The sequence below is a fragment of the Lactococcus sp. genome (assembly GCF_036648155.1).
In the GTDB taxonomy this organism is placed as follows: domain Bacteria; phylum Bacillota; class Bacilli; order Lactobacillales; family Streptococcaceae; genus Lactococcus; species Lactococcus cremoris.
The window spans coordinates 100321-116017 of record NZ_JAVXIY010000003.1; the positions used below are offsets into that span (position 1 = coordinate 100321).

A 15697-nucleotide genomic window follows, 5' to 3' on the forward strand; every position below is an offset into this window, starting at 1 on the left:
GGATGAAACAGTCAGATTTTTGGAAACAAGTGCTTTCGTTAGCACTCCCTGTTGCAGCGCAAGGCTTGCTTTATGCCTTTCTTGCCATTATCAATCAATTGATGGTGGGACAACTTGGCGAAAGCTCAGTCGTTGCCGTTGCCCTCGGCTCAAAAGTCATGAGTATCATGGCTTTTACACAAATGGGCTTGACTGCAGGGCTTGGCATACTTGCTAGTCAGCACGTGGGACGTAGCCAACGTGAAAAAATCGCACCTTTGCAAGGTATGCTTTTGTTGGTAGGGATTGGTGTAAGTCTTATCTTCATGCTCATCTCGGTTGCTTTTCCACATTGGGCGATGTCACTTTTCACAGCTGATCCGCAAGTTATTGCGATTGGTAGTTCTTATCAACGCTTGTTAGGCTTGTCCTATCTGCCCGCCATGCTCATTGGGATTTATGCGACCACCTTACGAAGCGACGGTATTGTGAAATTACCACTTTATATCAGTCTGGCAACAGTACCACTTGAAGCTTTGTTCAATTTTGCTTTCGTTTTCGGTCATTTTGGTTTTCCAAAACTCGGCGTTAAGGGGGCAGGATTATCAACAACGATTGTTGTCGTCATTGAGCTTGTCGCCTTTCTTATCTTGATTTATGGCGGAAAATTGACGGGGAACTTCTCCATTCGTCAAATGTTGAATTTCCACTTTCGAGATGTAGAAATCAAGCAATTTTGGCGCTTGACTCTACCATTGCTTGGAGATAATTTGAGTTTTATTCTTTCAGGGAGTATTATCGGCGCGATTTACGGCTTTATGGGAACAGTGCAGACGACAGCGGTCACGATTATGCAACCGATTGAGATGTTGCTGATTACTTTCTTTGGCGGTTTTTCAACGGCAACGAGCGTCATGGTTGGACACAGACTAGGGCGCGACGACATGGACGATGCTTATCATACAAGTAAACGCCTGATTTGGTTGTCAATCCTTGCCCCTCTGGTCATTGCGTTCCTGCTTCTTATTCCAATGCCCTGGTACCTCTCCTTTTACAAACTTACGCCTGAGTCATTATCGCTGACGAAAACAATTATGCTTGTCATGGCGATTTTTGTGCCAAGTAAGATTGTCAATATGGTGCTTGGCAGTGTTTTGGGCGCTGGTGGCGAAACGAAGTTTATCTTTTATCTGTCCATTTTGGGCGGTTGGATCCTCGGGATACCGATTGGTTTAATCACAGCATTTGTCCTCCATTGGGATATTGTTTGGGTTTATGCAGCGGTGACTTTTGAAGAACTGGTACGCGCATTACTTGGCGGTTGGAAAATGCGGACACGGACTTGGTTGAATAATCTTGTCAAAGAAAATTAAATAGTAAAGGAAATAAAAATGAAAACTGATTTTCACAAAATGGTCGGTTACCAAATCTACCCAAAATCATTCAAAGATAGTAATGGAGATGGACTTGGCGACATCAATGGAATCATTGAAGAATTGCCATATTTGCATGATTTGGGTGTTGATTTTCTCTGGATAAATCCCATTTATAAGAGTCCGCAGATTGACGGTGGCTACGATATTTCTGATTTTTATGCCATTGATGAAATGTTTGGCACGCTTGATGATTTTCAAACATTGTTAAAAGAAGCGCATGATTTAGACCTGAAAATCATGTTGGATTTGGTGGTTAACCACACCTCAGACCAGCACCCTTGGTTCATAGAAAGTCAAAAATCAAAAGATAATCCTTATCGTGATTACTATTTGTGGGAAGATGCGAGTCCTAATCAGATGCCAAATGAGTGGATTTCCTTTTTTGGCGGCTCAACTTGGGCTTATGATGAAAAAACAAAACAAGCTTATTTTCACGTATTTGCCAAGGAGCAGCCTGATTTGAACTGGAAAAATCCTAAAGTTCGTCAGGAAATTTACAAAATGATTCGTTGGTGGTTGGATTTGGGAATAGATGGATTTAGGTTAGATGCCATTTCTCATATTCAAAAAATGCCTTGGTCTTATAAAATTAAATCTTGGAAGGGTAATGGTCCGTGGATTCCTTTTATGAATGTTGCTGGAATTGAAACTTACATGGCTGAGTTAAAAGCGATATTTGATGAATATGGGGCTTTGACAGTGGGTGAGGCTTCGGGTGTACAATCCACAGAAGCGCCAGACTGGACTGATGAATCTGGCTATATCAATATGATTTTTGAATTAGAGCATAACGTCAGAAAAGCCAATGACCAGAGTCAAGGAGATACCTATGGCTACAAAAAAGTCATCATGCGTTGGCAAGAAGATTTGCTTGAACGAGGTTGGAATGCTTTGTATATTGAAAATCATGACCAGCCGCGAAGTATTGATACTTTTGGCAATGGCTCGATAGAATCAGCCAATGCACTAGCGGTATCATATATGCTTTTACGTGGGACGCCTTTCATTTATCAAGGACAGGAATTCGGCATGAGCAATTTCCCATTTACTGACAGTAAGCAATTGAGGTCTGATGAGATAATTAAACAATATGACCAATTATTGACAAAATTATCAGAAAAAGAGGCTTTAGAAGAGGTCAGTAAAAACAGTCGCGAACATTCTCGGACGCCTCTGCAGTGGAATGATTCCGAAAATGCCGGATTTACGACGGGACATTCTTGGATGGAAATAAATCCTAACTTTTCTAAAATTAATCGTCAAACCAACCAAGAACTGATTGAACTTTATAAAAACTTAATTGAATTACGGCATAAAGAAACTGCAATTTCGGATGGCTCTATCCATTTTCATTTCAAACGGCACCCGCAAGTTTTGGTTTACGAGCGAGATGAATTTTTAATTATTGTCAATTTGGCTGATAAAAAAGCACATTTGGATTTCTCAAAGATTGCCAATTTTGCTGATGGGGAAACTATTAATTATCAACAAGTTCTGGGCAGCTCAAATAGTCCATTTCAAGAAAAGATGGTTCTGTTAGCCTGGGAATATCGGGTTTATAAAAAATAGAAGGTGAGAACAAAAAAAGATTATGAAACAAATCAAAAGAATTATGGGCATTGACCCTTGGAAAATCACATCAAATCAGATTGAAAAAGAAGATCGACGGTTGCAAGAATCACTCACTTCCATCGGTAACGGCTACATGGGAATGCGTGGAAATTTCAGTGAAACTTATAGTGGGGATAGTCACCAAGGAACTTACATTGCAGGAGTTTGGTTTCCGGACAAAACACGTGTAGGTTGGTGGAAAAATGGCTACCCTGAGTATTTTGGAAAAGCCATCAATGCATTGAATTTTGCTTCTGTTAGAGTTTTTATAGATGACAAAGAAGTGGATTTAGCCGCAAGTCACGTGACTGATTTTAATCTGTCGCTTGATATGCAAAAAGGTGTACTCACTTATACTTATGTAGCTTACGGGGTGCGCGTCACTGCCGAACGCTTTTTCTCAATTGCTCAACAAGAACTTGCAGTTTTTGCTTTTATGTTTGAAAGTCTAGATGGTGAAATACATCAAATCCGGACAGCCTCAGTCATTGATGCAAATGTTCGTAATGAAGATTCTAACTATGATGAAAAATTTTGGACAGTGAAGAATCTTGATAATACAGCAACAGGGTCATTTATCGTAACTGAAACTATCCCAAATCCTTTTGGCGTTGAACAATTTACTGTAGCAGCTAAACAAAGCTTTGCAGGTGATTTTGCTCGAGTAAAGCAAGAAACGAGAGAAACTTCAGTTTTAGATGTTTATGAAGCAAAATTAGTAGAAAATGCCCCACTTACTTTTATCAAAAATGTTTTAGTTGTCACGAGTCGCGATATTAAACCGTCAAATTTAACAAAAGTTCTCTCAAATTTGACGCTTGAAATTTCAAAGAAGACTTATAATGAATTTTATAAAGAACAAGAAGAAGCTTGGGCTAAACGTTGGGAAATTGCAGACGTACAAATTGACGGTTCAGTAGAAGCTCAACAAGGAATTCGATTTAATCTATTCCAACTTTTCTCAACCTATTATGGTGAGGATGAACGCTTAAACATCGGTCCTAAAGGATTTACTGGAGAAAAATACGGTGGAGCAACTTATTGGGATACGGAAGCCTATGCTGTTCCTTTATACTTGGCACTTTCTGATGAAAAAGTAGCAAAAAATCTTTTGAAATATCGTCACAATCAACTTCCACAAGCACAACATAATGCCCGCCAACAAGGCCTTAAAGGTGCCTTGTATCCAATGGTTACATTTACAGGTGTCGAATGTCACAACGAATGGGAAATTACTTTTGAAGAAATCCACCGTAATGGAGCCATGGCCTATGCGATTTACAACTACACTAACTATACAGGAGATGAAACTTATCTCGCTCAAGAAGGTTTAGAAGTTCTAGTTGAAATTGCTCGTTTCTGGGCAGACCGTGTGCATTATAGCCAACGAAATGATAAATATATGATTCATGGAGTCACAGGACCAAATGAATATGAAAATAATATCAATAATAACTGGTACACTAATAAATTGGCAGCTTGGGTTTTGACTTATACTGCTGAAAGTTTGGAAAAATATCCTCGTACGGATTTGATTTCAACCGAAGAAGTTGCTCATTGGGGCGAAATTGTGGATAAAATGTATTATCCAGAAGATAAAGAATTAGGGATTTTTGTCCAACATGATGGTTATTTAGATAAAGATCTAACGCCAGTGGCCCAACTTGACCCTAAAAATCTTCCATTGAACCAAAACTGGTCTTGGGATAAAGTATTACGTAGTCCATATATTAAACAAGCAGATGTGCTTCAAGGAATTTATTTCTTTGGCAATCAATTTTCAATGGCTGAAAAACAACGTAATTTTGATTTTTATGAACCTTTGACTGTTCATGAAAGTTCACTTTCTCCTTCCATTCATGCGATTTTAGCCGCAGAGCTTGGTATGGAAGATAAGGCAGTTGAAATGTATGAACGGACAGCTCGTCTTGATTTGGATAATTATAACAATGATACAGAAGATGGACTTCATATCACTTCAATGACAGGTTCCTGGTTGGCGATTGTTCATGGATTTGCTCAAATGAAAACTTGGGAGGCTCAATTGAGTTTTGCACCATTTTTACCAAAAGCATGGACAGGATATGCCTTCCACATTAACTATCGTGGACGCTTATTGAAAATTTCAGTCGGTCAAGAAGTAAAAATTGAATTATTGCGTGGACAAGCTTTAAGTCTTAAGATTTATGATGAAACTGTAGAATTGAGTGATTCTTATATTACAAAAACAAGGTAGTTTGATTTCTTTAGATGACTTTTTTATCAAAAATCTAAAAAATAGTTGAAAATTAGTCTAAAATTTGGCAAAATAAAATTTGAAAGATTCAAAAAAGAATAGAGAAAGGAGCGCTGAGTTGAGCTAGCTTCGGCTAGTTTCAAGTGAAAATATGGCAGTTACAATTAAAGATGTTGCAAAAAAAGCTGGTGTCAATGCTTCCACGGTAAGTCGAGTCATTAAAGACAGTTCAGAAATTTCGGATAAAACGAAAGTAAAAGTTCGCAAAGCTATGCATGAATTGGGTTATCGTCGTAATGCAGCGGCTCAGATTCTGGCTTCCGGAAAAACAAATACCATTGGAGTTGTCTTTCCCCCGGTCGCCGACAAAGCAAGTCAACCTTTCTTTATGAAAATTTTGACCTCAATCAATGAAACCGCTCGGGATTATGATGTGTCGATTGCTATCGCGACGGGACATTCGGTCGGAGAATTAAAGAAACAAGTTGAACTTCAATTTTCCGAAAAACGGGTTGATGGATTCATTGTACTTTATGCTGGGAAAAGTGATGAAGTTCGAGATTATCTTTTAGAAAATAAGGTTCCTTTTGTTCTAGTAGGGACGCCAACAGAAGGTAAAAACGAAATTACACATGTGGATAATGATAATATGCTCCTTGGGCGTGAAGCTGTTCGGCTTTTAGCCCAATTAAATCATCAGAATATCTCATTTGTAACAGATACGAAAGAAACAGAAGTTTTTGAAGAGCGTTATCAAGGCTTTAAAGATGAAGCAGAAAGATTAGGTCTCAGCCACGATTTATTATTCATGGATAGTAATTTTTCATTAAGAAATGAAACAGCATTAGTGGTTATGGATGATGTCCTATCTTTAAAAGTGGTGGAGCGTTTACGAAGTCAAGGACTAAATGTTCCAGAAGATGTAAGTCTCATTACTTACAACAATTCCATCTTTGGGGCAATGATTCACCCTTATCTCACAACCTTTGATATTCATATTGAACAATTAGGGGCAAGTGCCATCAAGAAAATTTTAGATTTACGTGATAATAAAGAAAACTTACCAGAAAAAACAATCATTCCTTTTGAATTAATTGTTCGGGAATCAACAAAAGCTAGAATTTGAGTTCTAGCTTTTTTAGTTTTGTTTAAGATAGAGTTAAGCCTAGTACAAGACAAAAATATGATAATAGTGTAAAATAATAGAAAGGAATGGGCGCGGTTTTATTGACTTTTCAGCCAATTTAACCAAAAATAATTTATAAATTATTTGCCTTAAAAAATGTGAAAAGGGATGGATTCAATGATTAAAATTTTATTAGTGGAGGACGATTTATCACTCTCTAAATCTGTTTACGATTTCTTAAAATCTTTTGCACAAGTGAAACAAGTTTATGATGGGGTTGAAGGACTCTATGAGGCAGAATTGGGAATTTATGATTTGATTTTGCTTGATTTGATGCTTCCAGAAAAAAATGGTTTTGAAGTTTTAAAAGAACTCCGTGAACAAAATGTGGATACACCTGTCTTAATTATGACTGCCAAAGAATCTTTGGATGATAAAATGCATGGTTTTGATATTGGGGCAGATGATTATTTAACAAAACCTTTCTATTTAGATGAACTTAAAGCACGAATTCAAGCACTTTTAAAACGGACAGGGAAATTGGAAGATTCCAATGGTTTGTCTTATGGAAATATTCGTTTGAATTTATCAAATAAATCAACTTTAGTTGATGACCAACCTGTTGATTTAATTGGTAAAGAGTTTGATTTAGTCGTTTATTTAATGCAAAACCAAAATGTTATTTTGCCAAAAGAGCAGATTTTTGACCGGATTTGGGGTTATGATAGTGACACAACTGTGACGGTTGTTGAGGTTTATATGAGTAAAATCCGGAAAAAATTGAAAGATACAGAATTTGTCAATAATCTTTCAACTTTGCGAAATGTTGGCTATATCTTGAGATAAAATTTTACTGACAGCTTATGGATTTATAAAAACTTATCTATAAACTAAAAATGTGACTTCGGCCAGTTTATTGTGCCAAGCCGCAAGCTTAACGTAGATATGAACTCAGCTTGTCCAATAAGTCAGTGCTAACGAGACGGCCCCAATGCTAAAAGGAGTCAATAAATCACTAGCTAAAAGAACTGTCAGTAAATCTATCTAGAAATGAGACCTCTTTGAAGAATATAATTAAAAAAGTTAAATCTTCAGCTATCGTAAAAAATGATGGGAAAAATTTCCTTCATTTTTTTCTAGCTTTTACAGTGATCTTTGTCGCCCTAGCCGTGATTATTATTCAAGTCATGCAATTGGGAATGTACAGGGCGACTGACCAAAATTTACATAATTTAGCTCAAAATCGAGTGTTTTTGGAAGAAGCTGCCAATAATCAATTTGGTACGAATGATTCACAAGATAGTGGATTTTATGGGCCAAATAATAGTGTTATTTTTTATGACTCAGAAGGAAAGAGTTTCATGCCCTCATCAGAATCAAATGGACGAATCAGTACCAACTTTGTGATGAGTCGTTTGCAAAAGGCTATGAAATTTAATGAAAAGCAAATTAATACCATTCAGACTGTTTCAGTAAAAAATCCCTATGGTGATAACTGGCATTATCGTTATTTGACCACTTCGCAATTTATTATTACAAATTCTGATGGGACAGTCACGCCAGTTTACGTGCAGATATTTTCAAATGTGGATCAAATTCAAGATGCAATGAGTCGGGCGATGTGGGTCATTGTGACCACAATGATTACTTTCTGGATTCTGTCAGTAATTATCAGTCTATATCTTGCAAATTGGACCTTAAAACCAATTTTAGCGGCTTATGAAAAACAAAAAGAGTTTGTTGAAAATGCGTCACATGAATTGAGAACGCCTTTAGCAATCTTGCAAAATCGCCTAGAATTACTTTTCCAAAAACCAACGGCAACAATTATAGACGAATCTGAAAATATCTCCGAAAGTTTATCCGAAGTTCGTAATATGCGGTTGTTGACCTCAAATCTGTTGAACTTGGCAAGACGTGATTCTGGAATAAAGATTGAACCAGAACCCACAACGGCAACCTACTTTGAAAATATTTTCAATAGTTATGAAATGCTTACCGAAAATGCAGGCAAAAAGTTTTCAGGAAACTTGAAATTAGAAGGCACAGTTAATTTGGACCAAGCGCTCATTAAGCAGTTGCTGACGATATTATTTGATAACGCCTTGAAATATACTGACAGTGAAGGTGAAATTTCGGTGGACGTGATAAAAAATGGCGGCTTCCTAACTTTTGCAGTTGCTGATAATGGTGAAGGAATTTCTGATGAAGATAAGAAAAAAATCTTTGACCGATTTTTCCGAGTAGATAAAGCACGAACTCGCCAAAAAGGGGGCTTAGGTTTGGGACTTTCTTTGGCCAAACAAATTGTTGAAGCCTATAATGGGAAAATAACAGTTGAAGATAATAAACCTAAAGGAACAAAATTCATTGTCAAGATTCGTGTGGACAGCACAATTTCAAATCCTGCAAAAATTTTCCAAAAGTTGTAAAATATGAGAGAAAAAAATTACTGACAAATTATGATAAGATAATAGTATCATCCAAATTATGACAATTTTGTCAGTCAATTTACTAGTTTTTTAAAGGCAAATACTGTCAGTAAAAACTAAGTAAATCTATAAAGGAGAAAAATCAAAAATGTCAGTTTTAGAAAAAATAGACAGCCCAGCAGATTTAAAAAAGATTTCAAATAAAGAATTAGAAGAATTAGCTTCAGAAATTCGAGCAGCAGTCCTTCACAAAGTATCAAATGTCGGTGGTCACGTTGGTCCAAATTTAGGCGTGACTGAATTAACAATTGCCCTTCACAAAGTTTTCAATTCACCAGTTGATAAGTTTATTTGGGATGTTTCCCACCAAACTTATCCACACAAAATTTTGACTGGACGTAAAAATGGATTTACTGATGGACATTTCCATGACATTACTCCTTATACCAGTCAAAGAGAGTCTGAGCACGACTTTTTCACCGTTGGACATACCTCAACATCCATTGCTAATGCCTTAGGTTATGCCAAAGCGCGTGATTTGACAAAGGATAAAGGAAATATTATTGCGGTAATTGGCGATGATTCAATTTCAGGTGGACTTGCTATGGAAGCTCTCAATAATGCTGGAGATTTCCAAGGAAACCTGATCATTTTATTCAATGATAATCAAATGTCAATTGCTGAAAACCATGGGGGACTTTACCGTAATCTAGCCGAACTTCGGGCGACAAATGGTCAAGCTGAAAATAACTTCTTTAAAACATTTGGTTTAGATTATAAATATTTAGAAAATGGAAATGATATTGAATCACTTATCAACTTATTTGAAGAAGTAAAAGATATTGATCATCCAATCGTTCTTCATATCCATACTGAAAAAGGTCGTGGTTACCAACCAGCCCTTGAAAATAAGGAAGCTTTCCACTGGCATATGCCCTTTGATCTTGAAACAGGTCAATCGAAAGTGACTGATTCTGGCAAATCTTATAGCTCTATCATGTTAGATTACATGGACAAAAAAGTTTCAGAAGGTTTGCCACTTGTAGCTATCAATGCAGCAATCCCTGGAATTTTTGGCTTGAAACAATTTGCAGCTAAATATCCAGACCGTTATATTGATGCTGGAATTACCGAACAATTTACCATAACATTTGGTGGGGCAATGGCTGCAGCTGGTGCTCGTCCAATCATTTTCCACAATTCGACCTTTGTGCAACGAGCTTATGACCAATTTTGGCATGATTTAGCAATTAATGAAGAACCAGCGATTGTCATTGTTAAAGGTGGGGTTATTTCAGGTTCAGATGAAACGCACCAAGGCTCATCAGCCATGACTTGGATTTCAAACATTCCAAATATCAAATATCTTGCTCCAACATCTGAAGAAGAATTCATTTCAATTCTTGATTGGGCACTTGACCAACATGAAGAACCAGTTGTGATTCAAATGCCAGAACATGGATTAGAATCACGTCCAACAGTTCTAACAGATTTTTCGACGAGTTCATATCAAATGACAAAAGCTGGTGAAAAAGTTGCCATTTTGGCTCTTGGTGGACTTTATTCACATGGTGAAAAAGTCGCTAAGATTTTAGCTGAAAATGGAGTTAATCCTACACTTGTTAATCCAATTTTCATCAATGATTTGGACCAAGCTTTCCTTGAAAACTTAGTTGAAAATCATCAAGTGATTGCCACTATCGAAGATGGAATTCTTGACGGAGGATTTGGGCAAAAAGTAGCCTCATTCCTCGGAAAATATGATGTGAAAGTTTTAAATTTTGGAGCGAAACGTGAATTTAATGATTCTGTTCCTGTTGCTGAACTTTATGACCGTTACCACCTCACCCCTGAATTGATGGTTGCTGATATTCTGAGCCTTTTAAAATAAAAACTTTTACTGACAAAGTCCCAATCATTTCTGTCAGTAAAAAATAAATTACTGACTAGTCTGTCAGTAAAATTAAGAAGAATGAGTATAGATTCTTTCTTAATAATAAAGTGAAATAGATGAAAAAAGTATTAGTGAAAGCAGTACATGGCTATCAACGTTGGATTTCTCCAGCCTTGCCTCCAGCCTGTCGCTATTATCCTACCTGTTCCAATTACATGATTCAGGCAATAGAAAAACATGGACCAGCCAAAGGATTGGCGATGGGAACAGCACGGATTTTACGTTGTCACCCTTTTTGCCAACCAGGTTATGATTTAGTTCCAGAACATTTTAGTCTCCGTCGTAATTGGGCAGAGCCTGAAAAAAAAGAAGAAGAGGACTCAAAATAGTTTTGAGTCTTTTTTATTTATTGAAAAAATTCTAATAAAAAACAAGATGAAATCGCTATCAAAAATAATTAAAAAATGGTAAAATGAAAAAAAGAATAAAAAAGGAGTGTCATCTATTATGCCATTTAGTAAAGATTTTCTCTGGGGCGGAGCTACCGCGGCTAATCAATGTGAAGGCGGCTATAATCAAGGAGGACGTGGACTTGCTAACGTTGATCTTGTGCCTCACGGAAAAGACCGTTTTCCAATTATTACAGGGGAAATGAAGCACCTTGAATTTGACGAGGAACATTTCTATCCTGCAAAAGAAGCGATTGATATGTATCACCATTGGAAAGATGACCTCGCCCTTTTTGCTGAAATGGGCTTTAAGACTTATCGAATGTCAATTGCTTGGACACGAATTTTCCCCAAAGGAGATGAACAAGAACCAAACGAAGAAGGCTTGCAATTTTACGAAGATATTTTTAAAGAATGCAAACGTTTAGGAATTGAGCCATTAGTTACCATTACTCACTTTGATTGTCCAGTTCATTTGATTAAAGAATATGGGGGCTGGCGTAACCGAAAAATGGTTGGTTTTTATGAAAATCTGGCGAGAACAATTTTTACTCGCTATAAAGGATTGGTTCGATATTGGCTGACATTTAATGAGATTAATATGCTACTCCATGCTCCATTCATGGGGGCAGGACTTGTCTTTGAAGAAGGGGAAAATAAAGAACAAGCCAAGTATTTGGCTGCTCATCATGAACTTTTGGCTTCAGCTTTGGCAACAAAAATAGCTCATGAAATTGATCCAGAAAATAAAATTGGCTGTATGTTGGCCGCTGGCGAATATTATCCATTTGATTGTAATCCAGAAAATGTGTTGGAAGCTCAAAAACAAAATCATGACAATCTCTTTTTCATTGATGTCCAATCGCGTGGGAAATATCCTAACTATCTTCTAAAAAGATTAGAACGTGAAGATGTTCAACTTCCAATTGAAGCGGGTGATTTAGAAATTTTAGCAGAAAATACTGTTGATTTTATTTCATTTAGCTATTATTCTAGTCGAGTGGCTAAGATAAAAGACAAGGACGCAGATAAGTCAGCTGGTAATATTTTTGAGTCTGTCACTAATCCCTATTTAAAGGCAAGTGAATGGGGCTGGCAAATTGACCCTCTTGGACTCCGAATTACAATGAATTCTATTTATGATCGTTATCAAAAACCACTGTTTGTTGTTGAAAATGGCTTAGGAGCTCTTGATAAACCAGATGAAAATGGTTTTGTAGCAGATGACTATCGAATTGATTACATGGCTGCTCATATCAAAGAAATGAAAAAAGCGGTTGAACTTGATGGTGTTGAACTACTCGGATATACTTCTTGGGGATGTATTGACTTGGTTTCAGCAGGTACTGGTGAAATGAGTAAACGTTACGGATTCATCTATGTTGACCGAGATGATTTTGGTAAAGGAACTTTGAAACGGACGCCTAAGAAATCATTTAACTGGTACAAGAAAGTGATTGCAAGCAACGGTGAAGATTTAACAAATGAATAATTAAAAAGGGGGGGCTTTCCTCCTTTTTTTATCAAACAAAATATTTCTTTGATTTAAGATTTTTATCTAGCAAGAAAAATTTACAATAGTTAGGCAAGTGTCCATTAAAAGGAAGCAGTGCTAGAACTTTTTTATGAAATATGATAAAATCGTGTATTGCGTAATTTTTAAATCCGCAGTCATGAAGTATGAAAAAGCCTCGATGATATTTAAGAAATTTAAAAAGTTACAAGTGAGATAAGAATGATGAGGATAAGAAGTGAAAAGTATAAAAAATACCTGGAAGTTGTTTGCCCTAGACTGGAAACGAATTTTTAAAAATCCTGTGGCGACTTTTTTAATTGTCGCCCTAATGATAATTCCCTCTTTATATGCTTGGTTTAATATTAAAGCCCTGTGGGACCCCTATGCCAATACTTCGCAACTGCCAATTGCGGTCTACAGTGCAGATAAACCTGCTAGTTTTCAAGATAAAACCATAAACATTGGTGATGAAGTTCTGAAGAATTTAAAGAAAAATCATCAATTAGGTTGGAAATTTGTAGATTCTAAAGCAGAATTAGATAAAGGAGTTAAATCCGGAAAATACTATGCTGGAATTTACTTACCAAAGGATTTTTCAAAAGACCTTTTAAGTTTTACAACCGGTGATATTAAAAAGCCACAAATAGTTTATTCTATTAATGAAAAGATAAATGCTATTGCTCCCAAAATAACCTCTAAGGGTGCTTCATCTCTTCAATCACAGATTTCTGAAGAATTTATTAATACGGCAAGTAGTACACTCTTAAAAACCTTTAATACGATTGGTTACGATATTGATAAAAATATGGTAAGTATTCAGAAGGTTAAGTCAGCAATTTTATCAACAAACGATAATCTAGGAACCATTGACAAATACACCCAACAAGTGGTTGACCTTCATGGTAAAATGCCAGAAATCAAAGAAAAACTGGCTAAGGCTAACGAATTTATTACTTATTTACCTGAAGTTGATTCTTTAGGTCAAAAAGTAATTAGTTTGAATGATAAAATGCCTGAAATTGATAAAAGTTTGTCACTTGTTTTGACTCTTCAAGAAAAAATTCCTGAAATTCAAAACGCTGGTAAACAAATTTCGATGATTGATGAAGACTTTGCGTCAGTTGAAAGTACTATGACCCAAGGCATTCAAGAAGCAAAAGACGGCTTGCAAATCATCAATCAAGTCCAAAAATCAATGCCAGACATTCAAAAATTAGGACAAGATGCAGATAGTTTAGGGACTGTGACATTGGATGCAGCGAAAAAAATGCAGAGCGCATTGCCTAGTATCACGAATAGCGTTCAAATCACTCTACAGTCTATTCAAGAATTTTCAAAAAATACTTCCTCAGTTCTCGCCGTTATTGACCAAGCAATCGCTGATAATCAACTCACTGATGAAGAAAAAGAACAAATAAATAGTTTAATTACCAACTTTATTAACAATATTGCTCAACAAAGAGAAGCGATTCAAAATATTGTTGATTATATGAAACAAGTTCAAGAGAGCAATGGAAGTCATGATTTAGACTCAACAATTGAGCAACTCAATAATCTTGACTCTTTACTGTCAGGACTTAGTACTAGAATGAATCATCTGAATGAGTTGGTACAAAATGGGGATGTCTCTGAAGTTCGTGCTTACTTATCACAAATTAATGATATAGTTACTAAAATCTCTAATTTAGTTGATAATATTGATGTGAGTGGGATTAGTAAAACAATTGATACAGTTTTAACAAACTTGATTAATACAATCACTGATGCCAAAGGTTTATTAAATCAGGCTCAACAAATTGACTTTGAAGCTTTACTAAATTCAACAAGTCAAACAGTTTCTAATGCTATTACCATTTTAGAAAAATATCAAGGTGAAATGCCAGCCATCAAACAAGAAATTCATGATGCAAACTTGATGTTAAATGGGAATATGACGACAATTGTCAATGCAATTAACGAAGGGGCTAGTCTTTATAAAAATGAATTCCCTATCCTTAAAACTAAGTTAGGCACAGCTTCTAATTTCTTTAAAAATGATTATGCTGGTGTTCGCAAAGATTTGACGGATACATTGACGATGGCAAGTGAGAAAATGCCTGACGTCGAGTCTGCTTTGAATCAAGCTAATAGTTTAATCCAAAATGACTGGCCTGAAATCAAATCGGGCATTCAAAAAGCAGCAACAGCCATTCAAAAAGGTGAAAAAGAAGTTGATTTAGGAGAGATTATTAAACTTCTAAAACTTGATGCTACTAAAGAGAGTGACTTTTTGACCCAACCAGTAGAAGTGCAAGAAAATCAAGTTTATCCTATTGCCAACAATGGTTCGGCAAGTACACCTTTCTACACAGCGCTTTGTCTGTGGGTCGGTGCAGTCTTACTTTCAAGTTTGGCAACAACAGAGGTTCACTTATCAGATAAAGATAAAAAACGTTATTCTAAACGTGAACAATTCTTTGCTCGAATGGGAAGTTTCGTAGCCATTGGACTTGCTCAAGCCTTGATTGTAACCTTAGGAAACTACTTTGGTTTAGGGGTAGATGTACGAGACCCATTCTACAGCGTCCTCTTTGCCTTACTGATATCCATCGCCTTTATGATTATGGTTTATGTTCTGGTCGCACTGTTTGGCAATGTAGGTAAAGGAATAGCGATTATTATCCTTGTACTTTCCATTTCTGGTGGTGGTGGGAACTATCCAATCCAAGTTTCTGGAAAATTCTTCCAAGCCATTAATCCTTATTTACCATTTACTCACGCTGTTAATCTTTTACGAGAATCGGCTGGAGGGATTTATTGGCCAAACGCTTGGTTTGCAATAATTATCCTTGTGGCAGTATCAATTGTATTTGTTGCAATTGGGGCCTTTCTCTTCCCACACTTTGAAGATAAAACGAAGAAAATTTCTGAAATCGGAAGTAAGAGTCATTTCTTCCATTAAAATATAAAAAATTGCTGACCTTGTGGCCAGTAATTTTTTTATATTTTATCAATCATAATCAGTAAATAGTAACATAG

10 protein-coding genes are annotated in these 15697 nt (G+C 36.4%); all 10 read left to right on the forward strand.

The window, feature by feature from the left end; translation table 11 throughout:
- Window positions 1-2 precede the first annotated feature (2 nt).
- The 10 genes from RSC39_RS03985 to RSC39_RS04030 all read left to right on the forward strand — a co-directional run bounded on the left by RSC39_RS03985 (window position 3) and on the right by RSC39_RS04030 (window position 15620).
- Window positions 3-1352 carry an MATE family efflux transporter gene (locus RSC39_RS03985; RefSeq protein ID WP_332535273.1) on the forward strand — a complete coding sequence of 450 codons (1350 nt, stop codon included), beginning with the start codon at window positions 3-5 and terminating at the stop codon, window positions 1350-1352.
- 18 nt (window positions 1353-1370) lie between these two features.
- Window positions 1371-2984 (forward strand): alpha-glucosidase, encoded by a 1614-nt coding sequence (locus tag RSC39_RS03990; RefSeq protein ID WP_332535275.1) that lies wholly within the window; start codon window positions 1371-1373, stop codon window positions 2982-2984.
- Between the two features lie 22 nt (window positions 2985-3006).
- A complete protein-coding gene (locus RSC39_RS03995) occupies window positions 3007-5262 on the forward strand; it encodes a glycoside hydrolase family 65 protein (protein WP_332535277.1) in 2256 nt (751 codons plus the stop codon).
- 151 nt (window positions 5263-5413) lie between these two features.
- Complete coding sequence (locus RSC39_RS04000) at window positions 5414-6388, forward strand: LacI family DNA-binding transcriptional regulator (protein ID WP_011834733.1); 975 nt, start codon at window positions 5414-5416, stop codon at window positions 6386-6388.
- Window positions 6389-6565: 177 nt separating this feature from the next.
- Window positions 6566-7234 (forward strand): response regulator transcription factor, encoded by a 669-nt coding sequence (locus RSC39_RS04005; RefSeq protein ID WP_011834734.1) that lies wholly within the window; start codon window positions 6566-6568, stop codon window positions 7232-7234.
- 215 nt (window positions 7235-7449) lie between these two features.
- A complete protein-coding gene (locus tag RSC39_RS04010; protein WP_332535280.1) occupies window positions 7450-8820 on the forward strand; it encodes a HAMP domain-containing sensor histidine kinase in 1371 nt (456 codons plus the stop codon).
- Window positions 8821-8968: 148 nt separating this feature from the next.
- Window positions 8969-10711: a 1-deoxy-D-xylulose-5-phosphate synthase gene (locus RSC39_RS04015; protein ID WP_332535282.1), complete on the forward strand. Its 1743-nt coding sequence runs from the start codon at window positions 8969-8971 to the stop codon at window positions 10709-10711.
- A 119-nt stretch (window positions 10712-10830) separates the two neighbouring features.
- A complete protein-coding gene (yidD, locus tag RSC39_RS04020) occupies window positions 10831-11103 on the forward strand; it encodes a membrane protein insertion efficiency factor YidD (RefSeq protein WP_021037613.1) in 273 nt (90 codons plus the stop codon).
- A 118-nt stretch (window positions 11104-11221) separates the two neighbouring features.
- Window positions 11222-12655: a 6-phospho-beta-glucosidase gene (locus RSC39_RS04025; protein WP_063281099.1), complete on the forward strand. Its 1434-nt coding sequence runs from the start codon at window positions 11222-11224 to the stop codon at window positions 12653-12655.
- 259 nt (window positions 12656-12914) lie between these two features.
- A complete protein-coding gene (locus RSC39_RS04030; protein WP_332535286.1) occupies window positions 12915-15620 on the forward strand; it encodes a YhgE/Pip domain-containing protein in 2706 nt (901 codons plus the stop codon).
- Window positions 15621-15697 lie beyond the last annotated feature (77 nt).